Annotated in this window: 18 protein-coding genes; 13 read left to right on the top strand and 5 right to left on the bottom strand. The window is 67.4% G+C overall.

Annotated elements, in window-relative coordinates; genetic code table 11:
• The first annotated feature begins 3 nt into the window (after nucleotides 1-3).
• The 12 genes from folC (at nucleotide 4) to SK854_RS46895 (ending at nucleotide 15,501) form a co-directional block, all read left to right on the top strand.
• Complete coding sequence (folC, locus tag SK854_RS46950) at nucleotides 4-1,341, top strand: bifunctional tetrahydrofolate synthase/dihydrofolate synthase (RefSeq protein ID WP_319981701.1); 1,338 nt, start codon at nucleotides 4-6, stop codon at nucleotides 1,339-1,341.
• A complete protein-coding gene (locus SK854_RS46945; RefSeq protein WP_319981700.1) occupies nucleotides 1,338-1,742 on the top strand; it encodes a DUF4233 domain-containing protein in 405 nt (134 codons plus the stop codon). The genes folC and SK854_RS46945 overlap by 4 nt, the downstream gene beginning before the upstream one ends.
• Before the next feature lie 346 nt (nucleotides 1,743-2,088).
• Nucleotides 2,089-2,385: a PE domain-containing protein gene (locus tag SK854_RS46940; protein ID WP_319981699.1), complete on the top strand. Its 297-nt coding sequence runs from the start codon at nucleotides 2,089-2,091 to the stop codon at nucleotides 2,383-2,385.
• Nucleotides 2,386-2,398: 13 nt separating this feature from the next.
• Nucleotides 2,399-3,004 carry a DUF3558 domain-containing protein gene (locus tag SK854_RS46935; RefSeq protein WP_319981698.1) on the top strand — a complete coding sequence of 202 codons (606 nt, stop codon included), beginning with the start codon at nucleotides 2,399-2,401 and terminating at the stop codon, nucleotides 3,002-3,004.
• Nucleotides 3,001-4,299: a hypothetical protein gene (locus SK854_RS46930; protein WP_319981697.1), complete on the top strand. Its 1,299-nt coding sequence runs from the start codon at nucleotides 3,001-3,003 to the stop codon at nucleotides 4,297-4,299. The genes SK854_RS46935 and SK854_RS46930 overlap by 4 nt, the downstream gene beginning before the upstream one ends.
• Nucleotide 4,300: 1 nt before the next feature.
• Nucleotides 4,301-4,999, top strand: coding sequence for an ESX secretion-associated protein EspG (locus SK854_RS46925; protein WP_319981696.1), 699 nt, complete (start codon nucleotides 4,301-4,303; stop codon nucleotides 4,997-4,999).
• A gap of 43 nt (nucleotides 5,000-5,042) precedes the next feature.
• A complete protein-coding gene (locus SK854_RS46920) occupies nucleotides 5,043-5,168 on the top strand; it encodes a hypothetical protein (protein WP_319981695.1) in 126 nt (41 codons plus the stop codon).
• Between the two features lie 51 nt (nucleotides 5,169-5,219).
• A complete protein-coding gene (locus tag SK854_RS46915) occupies nucleotides 5,220-6,728 on the top strand; it encodes an alkaline phosphatase D family protein (RefSeq protein ID WP_319981694.1) in 1,509 nt (502 codons plus the stop codon).
• 21 nt (nucleotides 6,729-6,749) lie between these two features.
• On the top strand, nucleotides 6,750-7,991 hold the full coding sequence (locus tag SK854_RS46910; protein ID WP_319981693.1) for a hypothetical protein: 1,242 nt from the start codon (nucleotides 6,750-6,752) through the stop codon (nucleotides 7,989-7,991).
• A 94-nt stretch (nucleotides 7,992-8,085) separates the two neighbouring features.
• A complete protein-coding gene (gene pulA / locus SK854_RS46905) occupies nucleotides 8,086-13,485 on the top strand; it encodes a pullulanase-type alpha-1,6-glucosidase (protein ID WP_319981692.1) in 5,400 nt (1,799 codons plus the stop codon).
• Nucleotides 13,486-13,535: 50 nt separating this feature from the next.
• On the top strand, nucleotides 13,536-14,018 hold the full coding sequence (locus SK854_RS46900) for a MarR family winged helix-turn-helix transcriptional regulator (RefSeq protein ID WP_319981691.1): 483 nt from the start codon (nucleotides 13,536-13,538) through the stop codon (nucleotides 14,016-14,018).
• 40 nt (nucleotides 14,019-14,058) lie between these two features.
• On the top strand, nucleotides 14,059-15,501 hold the full coding sequence (locus tag SK854_RS46895; protein ID WP_319981690.1) for a DHA2 family efflux MFS transporter permease subunit: 1,443 nt from the start codon (nucleotides 14,059-14,061) through the stop codon (nucleotides 15,499-15,501).
• Between the two features lie 61 nt (nucleotides 15,502-15,562).
• Here the strand turns inward: SK854_RS46895 and SK854_RS46890 are convergent, their stop codons facing one another.
• From SK854_RS46890 to SK854_RS46875, 4 genes are all read right to left on the bottom strand, one after another.
• Nucleotides 15,563-15,934 (bottom strand): hypothetical protein, encoded by a 372-nt coding sequence (locus SK854_RS46890; RefSeq protein ID WP_319981689.1) that lies wholly within the window; start codon nucleotides 15,932-15,934, stop codon nucleotides 15,563-15,565.
• Nucleotides 15,935-16,066: 132 nt separating this feature from the next.
• Nucleotides 16,067-16,396, bottom strand: coding sequence for a roadblock/LC7 domain-containing protein (locus tag SK854_RS46885; RefSeq protein ID WP_319981688.1), 330 nt, complete (start codon nucleotides 16,394-16,396; stop codon nucleotides 16,067-16,069).
• The gene (locus SK854_RS46880) at nucleotides 16,393-17,139 is read right to left on the bottom strand and encodes a hypothetical protein (RefSeq protein ID WP_319981687.1); all 747 of its coding nucleotides are present in this window, start codon (nucleotides 17,137-17,139) and stop codon (nucleotides 16,393-16,395) included. Before SK854_RS46880 ends, SK854_RS46885 begins: the two co-directional genes overlap by 4 nt.
• A 293-nt stretch (nucleotides 17,140-17,432) precedes the next feature.
• A complete protein-coding gene (locus SK854_RS46875; protein WP_319981686.1) occupies nucleotides 17,433-18,050 on the bottom strand; it encodes a hypothetical protein in 618 nt (205 codons plus the stop codon).
• Nucleotides 18,051-18,190: 140 nt separating this feature from the next.
• Here SK854_RS46875 and ndk point away from each other — a divergent pair, with 140 nt between their 5' ends.
• On the top strand, nucleotides 18,191-18,601 hold the full coding sequence (ndk, locus tag SK854_RS46870; RefSeq protein ID WP_319981685.1) for a nucleoside-diphosphate kinase: 411 nt from the start codon (nucleotides 18,191-18,193) through the stop codon (nucleotides 18,599-18,601).
• 326 nt (nucleotides 18,602-18,927) lie between these two features.
• Here ndk and SK854_RS46865 read toward each other — a convergent pair whose 3' ends face one another.
• The gene (locus tag SK854_RS46865; protein ID WP_319981684.1) at nucleotides 18,928-19,518 is read right to left on the bottom strand and encodes a GNAT family N-acetyltransferase; all 591 of its coding nucleotides are present in this window, start codon (nucleotides 19,516-19,518) and stop codon (nucleotides 18,928-18,930) included.
• Nucleotides 19,519-19,560 lie beyond the last annotated feature (42 nt).

The following is a 19,560-nucleotide window of genomic DNA, read 5'->3' as shown; positions in this document are numbered from 1 at the left end:
ACCGTGGAAACGAACCTCGACGAGTTCCTCGACGTCGAGAACGAGCTCAACCAGCGGTGGCCCGAGACCAAGCTCGAGCCGTCGCTGGACCGGATCAAGGCGCTCGCCCACGTGCTGGGCGACCCGCAGACGTCGTACCCGGTCGTGCAGCTGACGGGCACGAACGGCAAGACGTCGACGTCGCGCATGGTCGATGCGCTCTTCACGCGCATCGGCCTGCGCACCGGCCGGTTCACGAGCCCGCACCTGCAGCTCGCGACCGAGCGGATCAGCCTGGACAACCAGCCGATCAGCCCGGAGCGCTACGTCGAGGTCTACCGCGACATCGAGCCGTACGTCGCCATGGTGGACGCCAAGTCCGAGATCCGGATGAGCAAGTTCGAGGTGCTCACCGGCATGGCGTACGCGGCCTTCGCGGAAGCGCCGGCCGACGTCGCCGTCGTCGAGGTCGGCATGGGCGGCACGTGGGACGCGACGTCCATCGTGGACACCCGCGTCGCCGTGCTCACCCCGATCGGCATCGACCACACCGAATACCTGGGCACCCGTCCCGAGGACATCGCGGTGGAGAAGGCCGGCATCATCAAGCCGGGCGCCGTAGCGATCGTCGCCGAGCAGACGCCCGAAGTGATGAGGGTGATCCACGAACGCGTGGCCGAGGTGGACGCCATGATCGCCCGCTTCGGCAGCGAGTTCGGCGTCCTGTCACGCGCGGTCGCCGTAGGCGGCCAGATGATCACCCTGCAGGGCCTCGGCGGCGTCTACGAGGACATCTTCCTGCCGCTGCACGGCGAACACCAGGCGAAGAACGCCGCGCTGGCACTGGCCGCCGTCGAGGCGTTCTTCGGCGCGGGCCCCGAGCGCAAGATCGACATCGAGATGGTCCGCGAGGGCTTCGCCTCGGTGGTCACCCCGGGCCGCCTGGAACGAGTGCGTTCCGCGCCCAACGTCTTCGTCGACGCCGCGCACAATCCGCACGGCGCCGCGGCTCTGGCCCGCGCGCTGGAGTCGGAGTTCGGCTTCCGCAAGCTCGTCGCCGTCGTCTCCGTCATGTCCGACAAGGACGCCGAGGGCATCCTGGCCGCGCTGGAGCCGGTCGTGCAGGAACTGGTGATCACCACCAACTCCTCCCCGCGCGCCATGGACCCGGACGTCCTCGCCGGTCTCGCCGTCCCGATCTTCGGCGAGGACCGCTTCGAGGTACGCCCCCGCCTGGTCGACGCCATCGAGGAAGCCATCCACCTCATCGAGGACGAACAGTCCGGCGGCGGCGTGATCGTCACCGGCTCCGTCGTCACCGCCGGCGAAGCCCGCGCGCTGTTCGGAAAGGAGCCGGCATGACCACCCCGGCCCCTCTGAAGAAGGACCCGATGAAGGCGTTCCGGGGCATCATGGCCGGCACGCTGATCCTCGAAGTCATCGTCGTCGCCCTGGCCCTCCCGGTGATCGCCAAACTGCACGGCGGCGTCACCTCCCTGGTCGGCTGGATCGCGTTCGGCTTCATCGCGGTGTTCATCGCGATGTGCGCGTTCGTCCGCAAACCGTGGGCGATCGGCGCCGTCGTCGGCCTGCACGTGCTGCTGATCGCCACCTGGCTGCTGCTGCCGGCGATGGGCGTGATCGGTGTGATCTTCGGGCTCGTCTGGGCGTACCTGCTGTGGCTGCGCAAGGACCTGCTCAAGCGCATGGCCGAGGGCCGGCTGCCCGCGCAGCAACAGCAGCAGGCCGAACAGCAGTCCTGACCGGTGAGGTTCGGTCGTACACGCCATTCCCGGGCTCATAGGGCACCAGGTGAATGCGAAGGTTCTTGTCATGACCGGACTGTTTGTAGGTGCCCGCACGATTTCGCACGAGTACTTACCGGTGATGGCCGTACACCAGTAATGCGGTCCCACTGCGTCTCCTTCCTGATACCCGCTGCTTTCTCGTTGATGGGAAACACCAACGAGAAAGCAGTTCGTACCGTTGCTCGTCGCAATGCTGCGGCTACCTCGCCTTGTTCACCCGATCGTGCTTTGAAACCGGGACGGGTCCCGCGACCTGGCGCTATGCTGTTAGACGCACGATTCTGCAGGGAGGGCACTGGGGATGAGCGGGACCAAGGTCGATCTGGAGACGCTGCGCGCCGCGATCAAGGAGTACGAGTCCGTCAAGGAAGAGCTCGCGCTGGCTCACAAGTCCGGTGAAGCCCTGATCGCCGTCAAGGGCGCGGGCAAGGACATGCCGAGTCAGGTCTACGCGAACTGGGCGAGCGCCGCCGGCAAGGGGCACCAACTGTCCAACGAGCAGTTGCAGAAGACGCTCGACACTCGTATCGAGAACTTGAAGGCCACGCTGCGGCAGTACGAGCAGACCGAGCAGGGCAACCTGGACAACCTCAAGTAGAAGGACTGAGCTGTTGCGCATCCGAACCCTCGTCGCAGGCATCGCAGCACTCGCACTGCTGGCCGGCTGCGGCGACAGCGGTGGCACGACCGGCACGCCGACCACCGCCACTCAGTCGAGCAGCACCAGCGACAGCGGTGGAGCTCCCAAGATCGAGAACCCGCTCGACGTCAAGGCCTTCGAAGCCGACCCGTGCAGCACGGTCACTCCGGCTCAGGTTGAGGCGTTCGGGCTGCCTGGGGTGGCTGGAAGGGTGAACACCACTTCACCCGGTGCTTCCTGTGCCTGGCTGGGATTGAGCATTCCGGCGAAGATGGCCCCCAGCGTGACGATTCTGCCGGAGGGTACGAACCTCTCCACCATCCTCCCGAACAAGGACACGACGTACGAGACGTTCGAGTCGCTGCCCGCGATCCAGGGCTACCCGACCTACATGGCGCTGGTCGCCGACAGCCGAAAGAACGGCTACTGCTCCGTGCTCGTCGGGGTCTCCGAGCAGAAGGCGTTGCTCATCTCGCTCCAGAGCGACCAAGGCAGTCCAAGGTTCGCCGACCCGTGTGCCGCTATCACCGAGTTCGCCAATCTCGCCATAACGACGATCAAGGCAGGTGCGAAATGACACGGCCCGCGCCCAGTTGCTTCACCGAGGACAACACCAGAGCCGAGGGGTTCTCGGGAGCGCAGATCTACTCCCAGATGACCAGCGGTCCCGGTACGGGGTCGGCGCAGGCGGCGGCGACCACCGCCGCGGCGTTGGAGCGCGGCTACGCGGGCATCGAGGCCAGGCTCAAGAGGGTCGGCGAGACGCTCGGCGAGGCGTGGACCGGAGCGAGTGCGAACGCCGCTCAGACCGCGGCCAACCCGATCAACCAGGCCATGATCCAGATGCAGGACGCGCTGCGGCAGGCCGATCACTCGATCTCGAACCAGGTCTACCAGTTCAACCTGAACAAGGGTCAGCTCAAGGACATGCCGGCGGCCAAGCCGGACACGAGCTTCTGGGACGACGCGACCCCTTGGGACACCGACACCGAGGACAAGGTCAACAGCTACAACGCTGAAGAGAAGCACAACCGCGAGGTCTACAAGGAGTTCCAGAGCGCCAGCAACACCAACCGCGGTGAGCTGCCGAAGGAGTTCCCCGGCGTCACGACTGACAGTCTCGTGGTCGAGATCGCCGACACCGGCGGCAACAACGGTGACGACAAGACGACGAACAACAACACCACGACCACGCGGACGTCCAACACCTCGAGCAGTTCCTCGACGAGCACGCCGCAGAGCACGACCGGCACCGGCTGGACCGTGCCCACCACGAACGGCGACCAGACCACCACCACGACCAGCTCGTCCGACAACACGAACACGAGCAACACCGGCAGGCCCTCCGTCGGTGACAACCTCACCGGCAAGCCCCCGGTCGGCGGCGTGATCGACAGGCCGAACAACACCGGCCTCCCGCCCATGGGCGTGCCCGTCCGCCCCACCACGGGTGGCCCCGGCGGACCTGGTGGCACCGGCCCCGGTCGCGGCCCCGGTGGCACCGGCGGTCCCGGCGGAGCAGGCAAGTTCGGCGGAGCAGGCGCGGGCGCGGGCGGTGCGGGCAAGTTCGGCGGCGGCCTCGGTGGCAGTGGAACGGCCAGTGGCACGTCCACCCAGCAGCCCGGCGGCAAGGCCGGTGTGTTCGGCGGCATGGGCGAGACCGGTGCCAACGCGGCCGGTCGGGGTGGTGCGGCAGGCACGGCTGGTCGCGCAGGCGCGGCAGGTATGGGCGGGATGGGTGGTCAGGGCCAGAAGGGCCAGGGCGAGGACGACTTGGAACACAAGTCCGCCGACTACCTCATCACCGAGGAGAACACGAACGAGATCATCGGTGACATGCCGATGGTCGCACCGCCGACGATCGGGGGGTGACGTGCTTCGGTCGTCCATCCAACTGTCCGACCTCGCCTTCGACGTCCTGTGGAAGCAGGAGAAGCTGGGGGAGTACCACCCCGCGCTGTCCGTCGACTCGCCCGGTGAGACCGAGGACGAACGCGTGCTCATCGAGCGCGACGTCATCGGTGAGCTGCGCCGGGTCGGGCTCGACCACCCCGACGTCCGGGGGACGCTGCACCTGATCGCCAAGGCGGAGCACGACTACTCGGCCTGGATCGCGGTCACTCCGAACGAGACCAGGCCCGTGGTCGTGGCGGCGAACTCGCAGCACGGTGTGCTTGCCGTGCACGACAACGGGTTCGTGCAGTTGCACCCGATCCGGCCGGACAACGCGCCGGAGGTCCTCGCGATGCAGTTGCCGGACGTGCCTGCCGGGCGTGGTGCGTCGATCAACGTGCACGCGACCGAGATCAACGTGCACCAGCCGGGCAAGGCGTCGCCGTCGATCTCGTTGCGCCAGCTGCTCGCCCAGCCCCGCCAGGGCACGGCGAAGCTGTACGCGGCGAAGCGCAACGGCGACGGCAGGCAGCGCGCCAAGACCTTCCTCACCACGATCGACTTCGAGGACGGCCGCTGGCTCGTGGTCAAGTACACCGACCACAACCACCAGACGTGGGTGCACGCCACGCCGGCGACGCGCCAGATCATCACGGACTGGCTCAAGCGCCTCACATAACGGATTTACCGCCGCACAACCGAAATGCGCGAGCGTCGCGGCCGTGAGAAAGCCATTCGCCATCGCCGCCGCACTGGCCGCGACGCTGCTGTCCGCGGGAATGGGCACCGCTCACGCCGAGACCGTGCCGGGCGGCTACGTCAGCGGCTGGACAGACCTGCGCTGCTGAAGTTCACCTCGGGTTTCAGAACTGGCCAGAACCGGCGACTAGAAACCGCGCATGACCTTCGACCGTCGCACGTTGTTCAAGGCAGGCGCACTGGGCACGGCCGCGGCGCTGGTGCCCTCGGGCATCAGCCTCGCGAAGACCGACCGCCCGATCCTCCCCCACGGCGTGCAGTCCGGCGACGTCACCTGGGACGGCGGCATCGTGTGGACGCGCGCCGACCGTCCCTCGCGGATGCTCGTCGAGGTGTCCAACGACCCCAGCTTCCGCTTCTCCCGCCGGGTCCGCGGCCCGTTGCTCACTCCGGAGACCGGCGGCACCGGGCAGGTCAGGGTGTCGAGCCTGCTGCCGGGACGCCCCGCCTACTACCGCGTCACGGCGGAAGACCTGCACGGCCGCACCCGCAGCGAACCCGTCACGGGCAGCTTCACCACCGCCCCGCTCGGCCGCGACGACGTGCGGTTCGTGTGGTCCGGTGACGTCGCGGGCCAGGGCTGGGGCATCAACCCCGACATCGGCGGTATGCCGATCTTCAAGGCCATGGCCGACCGCAGGCCCGACTTCTTCATCCACAGCGGCGACAGCGTCTACTCCGACGGCCCGATGCAGGCGAGCGTGACGCTCCCCGACGGCCGGATCTGGCGCAACGTGGTCACGCCGGAGAAGTCCAAGGTGGCCGAGACGCTCGACGAGTACCGCGGCCAGTTCGCCTACAACTTCCTCGACGACAACGTGAAGCGCTTCGCCTCCCAGGTGCCGGTCTACGCACAATGGGATGATCATGAAGTCACGAACAACTGGTACCCCGGCGAGATCCTGGAACTTCCGCAGTACACCGAGAAGCGCGTGGACGTGTTGGCACAGCGCGCTTTCCAGGCGTTCCACGAGTGGATGCCGATCGACCAGAAGCGCGCGGTGGACGGCCGCGTCTACCGGAAGTTCGCGTACGGGCGGAACGTCGAGATCTTCGTGCTCGACATGCGCACCTACAAGGACAAGAACACCTCGCCCAAGGACCAGCCGGGCGTGATCCTCGGCGCCCGGCAGGCGAAGTGGCTCGTCGACGGGCTCAGCCGCAGCACCGCCACCTGGAAGATCATCGCGGCGGACCTGCCGATCGGACTCACCGTGCCGGACGGCAATGACATCGAAGGTGTCGCGAACGGCTTGCCGGGCGCCCCCAACGGCCGTGAGCACGAGATCGCTTGGGTGCTCAGGGAACTCAAGCGCCGCCGCGTCAAGAACACCGTCTGGCTGACGGCGGACGTCCACTACACCGCCGCGCACCACTACTCGCCCGACCGCGCGGCCGTGGGTGACTTCGACCCGTTCTGGGAGTTCGTGTCCGGCCCGCTGCACGCCGGCGCGTTCGGACCCAACACGCTCGACCCGACGTTCGGTCCGCAGGCCGTGTTCGTGCACGCCCCGCCCGCCGCCAACACCACGCCGCTGGACGGGTTCCAGCACTTCGGCGAGGTCAAGGCGTCGCAGCACGAGCTCACGGTGTGGCTGCGCGACGCGACCGGCGCTTCGCTCTGGTCCAAAACGCTCAGGGCCGCCTGACGCGAGACGTAGTGTCGGTGGGTGCCCATCTCGTTCGACACCTCCGGCTTCCGTCAGCTCGACCAGAACAACTGGCAGCACCCGAGCGGTGACCAGGCCGAACTGACCTACTACGGCGTGGTCCCGGATCTACCCGCCGGGCTGGACGACCTGCAGAGGCTCAGGCACCACCTCGCCCTGATCCACGGCGAGACCGGCTGCCTGATCGAGGCGCACGTCGTCCAGCTCGGCGGGGTGCCCGCGCTGCTGCGGATCGTCAAGATGCCGCTGCCGAACCAGCCGAACGGGCAGGGCTTCGTCTGCTCCTTCACCATCCCCAAGGCCAACTGCAGCGCGGTGCTGCAGCTCGGGGCGATGGAACGCGGCATGACGGGCACGCGCGAGGCCATCCTGGCCGCCGAGATCGGGTTCCAGAACTGGATCAAGCCGCACCCGTACGCGCCTGAGCTGCAGGGCGTGCTGCCGTTCCACGCGGGCGACGACCCGCGCCACGACGCACGGTTCCCCGACCACCCGTTGTCGCGCGCACGGGCGTGGGCGCATCACGTGGTCCGCACGGCACAGGTGGATCCGCAGTTCGCCTCCCTGCCGCCGTTCCAGGTTCAGTCGCCGCCACCGGTCGCGCCAGGTCAGACGCTGGTGACCGCGCTGCCGAGCCTGCCGGTCAAGGACTTCGTCGGCCTGCAGATCGGCGAGGAGACGACGTTCTGGCGGATGACGGACCCGAAGCTGCGGGAGATGCTCGGCCGTGGCCTGATGGGCCGGTCGCCGCTCGCCGAGACCAGGTTCCGCGACATGCTCATGATCGACCCCGAGACGGGCGAGGTGATGATTCCCGACCGCTTCACCACCAGCGGCGAGATGACCGCGCACGGCACGCGCCTGACCCAGGTCACGTTGCACCAGGCGGACGCCGAGCTCTCGGACGAGGACGTCCTGGACGCCTTCCGGTGGGCCGGTCAGATGTGCGGCGAGGCGGCGGAACGCGGCGAGTACCTCTCCCTCGAACCGATCGAGAACCAGGGCGAGCAGGTGGATCCGCACGTCCTGCTGGCCGTGCAGCCGCACGATGGACAGCCGATGGCCATCGCCCAGTTCTCGCCGACGCCCACCGAAGGACCGCTCGCCGGCTCACCGAGCCGCAGCGCGCCCGCGACCCGGGAGTCCGTCGTGGGCATCGGCCTGATCGCCGGGATGGCGGTCAACGAGTGGCGCTCGCATCCGCTGCGGATGGCGATCACCTACAAGCGTCCGGCGGGCTGATCGCAAACATTTGCAACGCCCGACGTATTGTTTCCCGCTGTTTGTCGTGGTTTCGTGCAGCAACCCTGCAAGAGTTTGCGACAAGGAGGTCGCGATGCGTCGGGTCGTCGCCGCGCTCGCTGCACTGGTTCTGCTGCCCCTCACACCCGTTCAGGCCGTTGCCGCACCACCGCAACGTCTGGCCGTGGGGGAGGTGGTGGACATAGCGCCCGGTGTGCGCGACGGGGACGCGAGACTCGCGTTGCCGCCCAAGCGAGACGACCTGCGGGGCGAGCGCTTCTACTTCGTGATGCCCGACCGGTTCGCGAACGGCGACCCGGGCAACGACCGCGGCCGTTCGAACGCCGCCGAGAACGGCTTCAACCCCGCTGACAAGGGCTTCTACCACGGCGGCGACCTCAAGGGCCTGCGCGGGAAGCTCGACTACCTCGACGGCATGGGCATCACGGCGATCTGGATGACGCCGATGTTCCTCAACCGCTGGGTGCAGGGCGACAGCGCCGGCTACCACGGCTACTGGACGCTCGACTTCACCAAGCTGGACCCGCACTTCGGCACCACGCAGGAGGTGCGCGACCTGATCAAGGACGCGCACCGGCGTGGCATCAAGGTCTTCTTCGACATCGTCGCGAACCACACCGCCGACGTGATCAAGTACGCGGAGAACAAGACCCAGTACGTCAGCACGGGCGCGCAGCCGTACCTGGACGCCGACGGAAAGCCGTTCGACATCGCGGACTACGCGGGCAAGAAGGACTTCCCGAAGCTCGACGCCCAGAAGTCCTTCCCGTACACCCCCGTCAAGGACGGCCAGACGAAGTACCCGTTGTGGCTCAACGACTCCACGCTCTACCACAACCGCGGCGACTCGACGTTCTCCGGCGAGTCGAGCGAGCAGGGCGACTTCTCCGGCCTCGACGACCTGATGACCGAGCACCCGCGCGTGGTCAACGGCATGAAGGACATCTTCACCAGCTGGATCGACACGCTCGACATCGACGGCTACCGCGTCGACACGGTCAAGCACGTCAACCTGGAGTTCTGGCAGGCTCTCGCGCCGCACGTGAAGCAGTACGCGAACCGCAAGGGCAAGAAGGACTTCTTCGTCTTCGGCGAGGTCTTCGACTCCTCCCCGGAGAACACCTCGAAGTACACGACCGACGGCAAGATGCAGGCCACGCTGGACTTCCCGTTCCAGAGCAGCGCACTGAGCTTCCTGTCCGGCAAGGGTTCCCAGCGCCTCGGCGAGGTGCTGCTGGACGACGACCGGTACACCGACGCCGACTCCAACGCCTCCTCGCTGCCCACGTTCCTCGGCAACCACGACATGGGCCGCGTCGCGTGGATGATCCGCAACGACAAGCCGGGCATCTCGGACGCGGAACTGCTGGAGCGCCTCAAGCTCGGCAACACCCTGATGTACCTGTGGCGCGGCAACCCGGTCGTCTACTACGGCGACGAACAGGGCTTCGCGGGCACGGGCGGCGACAAGCTGGCACGTCAGGACATGTTCGCCTCCAAGACGCCGGAGTACATGGCGGAGAAGCTCGTCGGCAGCGACCGCACCGGCGCCCAGGACAACTTCAGCCCGACCCACCCGCTGTACCAGCAGCTCAAGGCCCTGGCCGCGCAGGTCGACCGCGATCCGGTGTGGCGTGACGGCAACCAGGTGCTCCGCTACGCCGACGGTGACGTCTTCGCGTTCAGCCGCATCCTCGGCCGCGAGCACCTCGTCGTCGCGAACGCCGGCACCTCGCCCGCGACCGTCACCGTGCCCGTGTCGTCCTCGGCTTTTGAGAACGCGCAGGTCCAGAACGGCCGCGTCACGGTGACGGTGCCCGCGCTGTCCTCCTTGGTGCTCAAGGGAACCAGCGACGTCGCGAAGTCGAAGCCCGCGCCCGTCCTGGTCGCCCCGGCCACCGGAACGGTGCTGGACAAGCGCGTCGAACTCCGCGCGGACGGCATCAGCGCGCCCAACGCGGCCACCACCTTCGCGGCCCGTGTCGAGGGCACCCGCGACTGGACCGTGCTCGGCACCGACGACGCCGCTCCCTACCGCGTTTTCGCCGACCTGTCCGCACTTCCGGGCGCGGCCGTCGGCAAGCGCGTCGAGCTGCGCGTGGTGGCGAAGTCCGGTGAGATCGGCGCGGACGGCGCGTTCGTGTCGCTCGTGGCCGCGCCGCCGATCCCCGATCCCGGCACGAAGAACCCGGACTGGCTGGTCGTGCACTACGCGCGCGACAACTACGACGGCTGGGGCCTGCACGCCTGGGGCGACGTCGAGACGCCGACCGAGTGGAACGCCCCGCTGCCGTTCGCGGGGGAGGACGCCTACGGGCGCTTCGCGTGGATCAAGCTGAAGCCGGGTGCCAAGTCGGTCGGGCTCATCGCGCACAAGGGCGACGAGAAGGACACGTCGGTCGACCGGTTCGTCGACCCGAGCGTGACGCCCGAGATCTGGCTGAAGCAGGGCGATCCGGCCGTGCATCCGTCCGAGCAGGCGGCGACGGGCAAGGCGGTCGTGCACTACGTCGGCGACGCTTCCGATGCGGTGGTGCGGGTTGCCGGACGGGCTGACGTGCCGTTCACCAACGGCATCGCGGAACTTCCGCCCACCACCGACTTCTCCGTCGTGCGCGGCACGACCGTGGAGGCTTCCGGCAAGTTCACGAGTGGCCACTCGTGGGTCGCGGGCGGGAAGGTGCACGCTACGAAGGCCGCCGCCGAGAACCGGGCGGTGATCCACTACAACCGCGCGGCCGGCGACTACACCGACTGGACGATGTACCACTGGACGGGTTCCGCGGAGCCGTCGCCGGGCTGGAACCAGTCACGGGTGCCGGACGGGCGTGACCAGTTCGGCGTCTACTGGTCGGTGCCGCTCGCGGCCGGCGCGGCGGGCCTGAGCTACATCGTTCACCGCGGCGACGCCAAGGATCCGGGCCCCGACCAGTTCCTCGACCTGGGGCAGAAGGGGAACGAGGTGTGGCAGTTGCAGGGCAACGAGACCTACCTGCTGCCGTCCAGCGTCGGCCCGGCCGCCGACGACGACCTGACCAAGGCCAAGGCGATCTGGATCTCGAAGGACAAGGTCGTCTGGGACGTGCCGTCCGTGCAGTCCGACGGCTACCGCCTCGAATACGGCTCACGGGTGCTGCGGATGGCTCCCACGACCGAGGAGGTTCCGGCGCAGTTCCCGCACCTCAAGGGCAAGCCGGTGTTCGCCGTGCGCGGGTTCGTGGACGAGGCGTTGCGGGACAGGCTTTCCGCCGTGCACGTCGACGCGGGTGGCGCGATCCGGCACCGCACGAGCGTGCAGATCGCGGGCGTGCTCGACGATCGGTTCGCTGCTGCCGCAACGAAACTGACGTTCGGGCCGACGTTCGACCACGACCGCGCGTCGGTCAGGCTGTGGGCGCCGACCGCGTCCAACGTGAAGCTGCGCCTGTTCGACCAGCCTTCCGGCGAACCGAAGAAGGTCGTGCAGCTCAAGCGCGACGACGCCTCGGGGTCGTGGAACGGCTCGGGTGACTGGAAGAACAAGTACTACCAGTTCGAGGTCACCAACTGGCAGCGCACGGTCGTGGTCACCGACCCGTACTCCGTGGCGCTCTCGGTGAACTCGACGCACTCGCAGTTCGCCGACCTCAAGGACAGCCGCTCGATGCCCGCCGGGTGGTCGAAGGACGTCGCGAAGGGCATGGGCGGCGCGATCACCGAGCTGCACGTGCGGGACTTCTCGATCAACGACCAGTCCGTCCCGGCAGGGGATCGCGGCACCTACAAGGCGTTCACGCATCGCGACTCGACCGGCATGAAGCACCTCAAAACGCTGGCCGCGGCGGGCATGGACACCGTGCACCTGCTGCCGACGTTCGACATCGCGACGATCCCCGAGAAGCGCTCCGAGCAGGCCACCCCGGCCTGCGACCTGCCCTCGCTGCCGGCGGACTCCGACCAGCAGCAGGCCTGCGTCGGCGCGGTCGCGGGCAAGGACGGCTTCAACTGGGGCTACGACCCGTTCCACTACGACGTGCCGGAGGGTTCGTACGCCACGGCGGACGCGCAAAACGGCGCAGCGCGCTCGAAGCAGTACCGCGAGATGGTGAAGTCGTTGCACGACAACGGCAACCGCGTGGTGGTGGACGTGGTCTACAACCACACGGCGGCGTTCGGTGACGCACCGACCTCCGTGCTCGACAAGGTCGTGCCCGGCTACTACCAGCGGCTCAACCTCGACGGCTCGGTCGCGAACTCCACGTGCTGCGCGAACACCGCGACCGAGAACGCCATGATGGGCAAGCTCGTCGTGGACTCGGTGGTGCGCTGGGCGCGCAACTACAAGGTCGACGGGTTCCGGTTCGACCTGATGGGTCACCACCCGAAGGCGAACATCCTCGCGGTGCGCGCGGCACTGGACGCGCTGACCGTCGAACGTGACGGCGTGGACGGGCGCAAGATCGGCGTCTACGGCGAGGGCTGGGACTTCGGCGAGGTCGCCGGCAACGCCCGGTTCGAGCAGGCCACGCAGGCGAACATGGCCGGCACGGGCGTCGGCACGTTCAGCGACCGGCTGCGTGATGCCGTGCGCGGCGGCGGTCCGTTCGACGACGACCCGCGGGTGCAGGGTCTTGGCTCCGGTCTGGCCGGGGACGTGAACTCCTCGCCCGCCAACGGCGACGTGGCCGCGCGGCTGGAGAACTACAGCGACCTGGTGAAGCTGGGCATGGCGGGCAACATGGCCTCGTACCGCTTCCAGTCGACGGCCGGGCCCGTCGTCGCCGGCCGGGACGTGAAGTACAACGGCTCTGCCGCCGGGTACACCGGACAGCCTTTGGAGGCGATCACGTACGTCGACGCGCACGACAACGAGACGTTGTTCGACGCGTTGACCTACAAGCTCAAGCCCGAGACGTCCGCCGCCGACCGCGTGAAGATGCAGACGGTGGCGCTGGCACCGGCGTTGCTGGGGCAGGGGCGGCCGTTCGTGCACGCGGGCACCGAGTTCCTGCGCTCGAAGTCGTTGGACCGCAACAGCTACGACTCGGGGGACTGGTTCAACGCCTACGACCCGTCGTTGCGCGACAACGGGTTCGGCCGCGGCCTGCCGCCGAAGGCCGACAACGAGTCGAAGTGGCCGTACGCGAAGCCGCTGCTGGCCGGGCCGAAGCCGTCCTCCGCGGACATGAAGGCCTCGCTGGACGCGACCCTGGAACTGCTGCGGATCCGGCAGTCGTCGCCCCTGTTCTCCCTGGGGTCGGCGGATCTGGTGCAGCAGAAGGTGTCGTTCCCGGCCGCGGCGTCCGGCGTGATCGTCATGCACGTCGACGACACGGCCGGGCCGGACGTCGACCCGGCTCGTCGCGGGCTGGTCGTGGTGATCAACCCGTACCCGACGGACCAGGCCGTGACGCTGCCCCCAGGCGACTGGAAGCCCGTGACCAGCGAGAAGAAGGCCGGCGCGGCGCGATCGGTGGTCGTGCTGGAGCGATAGTCCCGCTGAGAAATAGTTTCGTTCCAGATTAGTTTGGTACCGTGGTGCTCATGGGCACGACGGGGTGTACTGACCTGATGATGCTGCTGCATCGGACGGCTCACGCGCTGGAGACAGAGTTGACGGCGAGGCTCGCGGAGATCGGACTGACTCCGCGAGCCCGCTGCGTGTTGTCTGTCGCTCTGGACGCGGAACGCACGCAGACAGAGATCGCCGACGTGGTCGACATCGACAAGACGACCATGGTCGTGACGATGGACGCGCTCGAATCCGCCGGGTATGCCGAGCGCAGGCCGTCGCCGACGGACCGTCGTGCGCGCGTTGTGGTGGTGACCGACTCAGGGCGCGAGATCGTGGCGAAGGCCGACGACGTGTACGAGGAAGTCGTGGGCAGTGTCCTCGGTTCGTTGCCGGACGACGAGCGTGCGGGCCTGGTCAACGGCCTGACGAGGCTGGTGGAAGGTCGTCTGGGCACTGTCGTGCCGTGTGCGAAGCCGCCCCGCAAGCGTGCTCTGCGTCATGCCGTTGGGTAGAAGATAGTCCCGTACAAAACCATCTGCTACGGTTCCTCTTATGACTTCAGGGGGACCGAAGACGGATTCGCGCTGGCTCGCGCTGATCGTGTTGTGCGCAGGGATGTTGATGATCGTGCTGGACCAGACGATCGTGAACGTCGCGCTGCCCGCGATCGAAGAAGACCTCAAGTTCGGCCAGGCCGGTCTGGCCTGGGTCGTGAACGCGTACCTGATCGCCTACGGCGGTCTGCTGCTGCTCGCGGGTCGTCTGGGCGACCTGATCGGGCACAAGAAGGTGTTCCTGATCGGCCTCGGCGTCTTCACGGTCGCGTCTCTGCTGTGCGGCTTGTCGCTCAGCGCCGAGATGCTGATCGTGTCTCGCTTCGTGCAGGGTGCGGGCGGTGCGCTGGCCACGTCCGTGACGCTGGGCATGGTCGTGACGATGTTCCCCGAGCCTGACGAGCAGAGGCGCGCCATCGGCGTGTTCAGCTTCGTCGCGGCGGCGGGCGCGTCCCTCGGCCTGTTGCTCGGAGGTGTGCTGACCGACGCCATGTCGTGGCACTGGATCTTCTTCGTGAACATCCCGATCGGCATCGTGGCCGCCATCGCCGCCGTGCGTCTGGTGCCGGACTCCGTCGGCCTCGGCCTGCGTGAAGGCGCGGATGTTCTTGGGGCGCTGCTGATCGTCGCCGCAGTGATGCTCGGCGTCTACACGATCGTCAAGGCCGAGCACTACGGCTTCGGCTCCGCCCACACGCTGGGTCTGGGCGCTGTCGCGGTGGCGTTGCTGGCGGGATTCGTGCTGCGCCAACGAACCGCCGCGAAGCCGTTGCTGCCGCTGCGGGTGTTCAAGTCCCGCAACGTGACCGGCGCGAACCTGGTGCAGATCTCCATGGTCGCCGGCATGTTCGGGCTGTTCTTCCTCGGCACGCTCTACATGCAGCTCGTGCTGCAGTACACGCCGTTGCAGATCGGCCTGGCGTTCATGCCCGTCGCCGGCGCGATCGCGGTGTTCTCGGTGTCGCTCTCGGCACGTCTGAACTCCCGGTTCGGCGAGCGCAACATGCTGATCGTGGGCCTGCTGTTCATGCTCGTCGGCATGGTCGTGTTCACGCAGGTGCCGGTCGACGGCTCGTACCTCGCGCACATCCTGCCCGCCGTCGCGCCGCTGGGGATCGGCCTGGGCCTGTCGTTCCCGGCGCTGATGACGCTGGCGATGTCCGGCGCCTCCCACGACGAGGCGGGCCTCGCGTCCGGTCTCGTGAACACGACCGCGCAGGTGGGCGGTGCCCTGGGCCTCGCGGTGCTGGCCACGACCTCGACCACCTACACGTCGTCGCTGCTGGCCTCGGGCGTCGGCCGGCTGGAGGCCCTGACCTCGGGCTTCCACCTGGCGTTCTGGATCTCGGCCGTGCTCGTGGCGGTGGCTTTGGGGCTGGCGGTGTTCGTGCTGCGGCAGGTCACCGTGTCGCGGGATGCCGGACCCGTTCTGGTGCACTGACGAAAATGCGGAGAAAAGGGTGTCGGAGCCAGCTCCGACACCCTTTCTTCTTTGCCGCGGGCTAGATCTGCAGCTCGGACTCGATGCGCTTGAGGTGGTGGCGTGCCAGCGCGAGGTTCGACGAATCCCTTTCCAGCACGAGGTACAGGAAGAGCGAGCCTCTGGATTTCATGCCGCTCATCAGCCGGATCAGGTGGTACTGGCGGTGCAACGTGATCAGGATGTCCTCGATGGTGTCGCTCAGGCCGAGGGTCTGCATCACGCGCAGCTTCGACCGGACGACCTCGGTGTTTCCAGCCGCCGCGACTTCCAGGTTCAGCCAGTCACCGCCGCCGCTGGTGCCGAGCGACATCCCGCTGTCGTAGTCCACGAGCGCGACGCCGACGGCGCCGGAGATGGACATGGCCTCTTTCATTGCGATATCGATGTTCATCAGACTCCACTTTTCTGTGTCAACTGGTGATCGAGGCGACGTGACCGGTTTCTCGCTCCTCGATCGCATGCGGACACGTCTCCACATTGCCGAGAGCAATGAACCCAATTCGGACATGTGCTGCGACCATTTTTATTCGGTGGACGGTGCGTTGGGCGCCATGATCGAGCCGATCCGCTCGATCACGGGACGGGACTCGTGGAGAAGACGCCCGAGGTTGAGTCCCTTGTCCCCGAGCACGACCATCAGCGCCGTCCTGCTCACGGCGTACACGGCCATGTAGCCGCTGCTGCCGAACACCACGGTCTGGTTGAGCTTGCCCAGGCCGATCACCTCCGCCGCCTGGCGTGCGATGCCGAGGTCGGCGGCGGCGAGTGCGGAGATGTGCGCGGGCTCGACGTTCTTCGCCACGTCGGTGAGAATGGGAATTCCGTCGGACGCGGCCAGCACCGTGTCGGTCACTCCGGCGACGTTTTCTCGGAGCTTCCGCAGTTCGGCGGCCAGGGCGTCGTAGTCCAATGCAGTTCCTTTCCGCTGGTCTGCCCTGTTTCTGCGCGGGGGCGCAACGAGGGCAGGCCCCAGTGTGAAAAACTGAAAGCGGTCGCCGGCGGGGCGATTTCCAGCAGTTCTTCACCGAGCATTCGGGAGATCTCGACGGTGACCGAGTGCAGACTCCGTCCGGTCGCGAACGCCATGTCCCGTGCACTGCGTCTGCCGGTGGCGAGCGCGATGATCTCCCGTCGTTCCGCGGTGGGCGGATCGGCTCCGCGGGCCGCCACCACGCGGTCCAGATAGGGCGACAACGGGACCGGCAGCGAGGCGACCACGTCCAGTCGCCCGGCCGTGTCCGACAGCAACACCTCCGGCGCGACACCGTCGGCCGAGGGCAGCAGAGGTTCGTCGGCGTTGTCCTCGACGACGCATCGTTCGACGTCACCGGCGGCAACGGCGAACGCGCCGTCCTGCATGGCGGCCATCGCGACGGCCTGGATCTCGTCGGGCCCGAGGTGCCCGCGAGCGACGAGCGCCGTCTGAAGCGACCCCGTCCCGACGCTCTCCACCAGCGCCGCGTTCCAGTCCTCCGCACTGACCCTGCCCGAGCTCAGCAGCAGCACCTCCACTCCGGGTGAGCCCGCGCTGTCCACCGCGACCACCGCGCCGTCACGCAGGTGGAACACTCCGCCCGCGTTGCCCGCGACGCGCAATGCCCCGGTGAGCCGATCAATGTGGCATTGCGCCAGGGCGTGCGCGAGGACGTCGAATGCGGCACGGTAGTCGCGTTTCAGAAGTCACTCCGGGTTAATTCGAGATTACTCGGCGGAATCCTGGCGTACTCATCACCCAAATGGGCACCTACGCTCATCTGAAGAGCGACCGCCGTTGTTACTTCTTACCCGCAGGAGTCGTACGGGCACGCCCGAAATCACACGATCGAGTGAAGCATTCCAGATCGTGTGGCAATATTGCTGATGCATTTATTTTATGTCTATGGAAATTGTCAGTGCTCGGCCAGCTCTTCGCGCTTGCGGACGTCTTCCGTGCGCAGGATCTTGAACTTGCGGTCGTGGGCGCCGAGGACCTTCAGGAAGCCGGGGCTCGTCTCGAACACGTAGACCTCCTCGGCGTCGTTGATCCGCTCCTTGGGCACCCACGGCGTGCTGACGATGGCGGCGACCGCGAGCGCCGACCCGGCCAGCAGCCAGGCGAACCACTTCAGCAGCCAGCGAGCGTTGCGAATGGCCAGCACCATGGCCGCGCCGATCGCCACGGCCCCGAGGGCAAGCCACCAACGGTGGTACGTGAGCGTGTGCGACACCATCAGCGCGATGAGCACGATCAGCGTGAGAAGCGCCGTCGTGTTCGCACGCTCGGGGTCCTCGCGCGTGCGGAAGTAGAAGAAGAACGTCGCCGGCGTGACGATCATCAGCAGAACCGTGCTGATGCGGTCGTCGGCCATGAACGTGCCCAGGAACAGGCCTGGAGCGTCGTCCAGTTCGAGCGTGTGAAGGAGCGCGAACGCCGTGTGCCAGTTGTAGTGGCTCACGGCCAGGAGCCGCAGGAGGATGAACAGGACAGCGGCGCCGGTCAGAGCGGACCCCGTGTGCTTTGCGCTCATGAGGCAGAACTATGGCGCATCGGGTCTGCCCGGTCAGATCGTCCGGCGCCGCTGGTATGAGGTCAGGCACAGCCCTGGGCAAGCGGGTGGCTACCCTGTTGCGCACATCCCGTACCTGTTCTTCAAGGAGTCACACCGTCGTGTCCGAGCGCACCCTGGTTCTCGTTAAGCCCGATGGCGTTGCCCGTGGTCTCGTTGGCGAGGTGATCGCCCGCATCGAGCGCAAGGGGCTGAAGCTCGCCGCCCTCGAGCTGCGCACCGCCGACCGCGCGACCGCTGAGCAGCACTACGCGGAGCACGACGGCAAGTCGTTCTACGGCGACCTCGTCGACTTCATCACCGGTGGGCCGTTGGTCGCCATCGTGGTGGAGGGTGTTCGGGCCGTCCCGGCCTTCCGTCAGCTCGCCGGCGGGACCGACCCCGTTGAGAAGGCCACGCCCGGCACGATTCGTGGGGACTTCGGGACCGAGGTCCAGTACAACCTGGTGCACGGGTCGGACTCGGCCGAGTCCGCCGAGCGCGAGATCAAGATCTGGTTCCCGAACCTCTGAGGGGTTTGAGGATTCGGGGGGACGCCTGCGTTTGTGCGGGCGTCCCCCTGTTTCGTTGGCGGGTGCCTGTTTCGAGTTCGTAGGTGGTCAGCTTGCGGGCGTCGCGTTGCGCTGATTCCTGGGGCTCCGCCCCAGACCCCGCCAATCTGATCAAAAACCGGGGTCCACGCCACGCGCAGGTAGATGGCACGCCTGCTGCTTTGGGCGGAGGCGCGTTGCTTAGAGGGTTGCGTTGGTGGGGCGAAACCACCCCACCCGGACCGCGCGGTAAGAACGGCTCGCCTTCGGCATCGCGGGTGGGCTGTGTGCCCGGATTGTGCGTGGACTCAGGCCCCTCGTCGTGGGCTGGCGCCCAGTCCACCCGCTGTCGCGCCGTTCAGGGTGGTGCCCTCCGGGTAGCCGAGCGGCAGGTACATCCACACGTCGTCCCAGCGCTCGGTTCCCACGGCGATCGCGTTCGGCATGCGGCCGCATTCCTGGAAGCCCAAGGCTTCGTACAGTTCGATGGCGCCGTGGTTGTTGCCTCGTACGCCGAGCATGACGATCTCGATGCCCTGGGCGCGGGCGTTGGCGATCAGGCCCTCCACCACCAGCTTGCCCAGACCTAGGCCTCGGGCTGAGGGGTGGGCCATGATCTGCTGGATTTCTGCGCGGTGCTGGAAGACGGCGGTTGTGCCTCGGCGCCACAGGCCCACGGCGCGCACTACGCCGTCCACGAGTGCGACGGTGAAGGCCGCGTTGTTGTCGCGGACCTGCTTCAGGACGGTGTCCAGCCAGGTCGAGATGCGCTCGTGAGTCGGGGGTTCGTGGTAGCCGACCGCGCCGCCTGCCGCTACTACGTCGTGCACGACTGTGTGGATCTCGGTGCGGAGGTGGTCGTCGGCTTCCGAGAGCCAGCGCAGGGTCGTCGTGGGCATGGGGTGATCGTAATTGCGTCGAGAATTGTCAGACCTGTTCGT

It is taken from the genome of Lentzea sokolovensis, from assembly GCF_033949975.1.
Lineage (GTDB): Bacteria > Actinomycetota > Actinomycetes > Mycobacteriales > Pseudonocardiaceae > Lentzea > Lentzea sokolovensis.
Note: the sequence above shows the minus strand (reverse complement) of the source record. Positions and strands in the feature narration are given on the sequence as shown.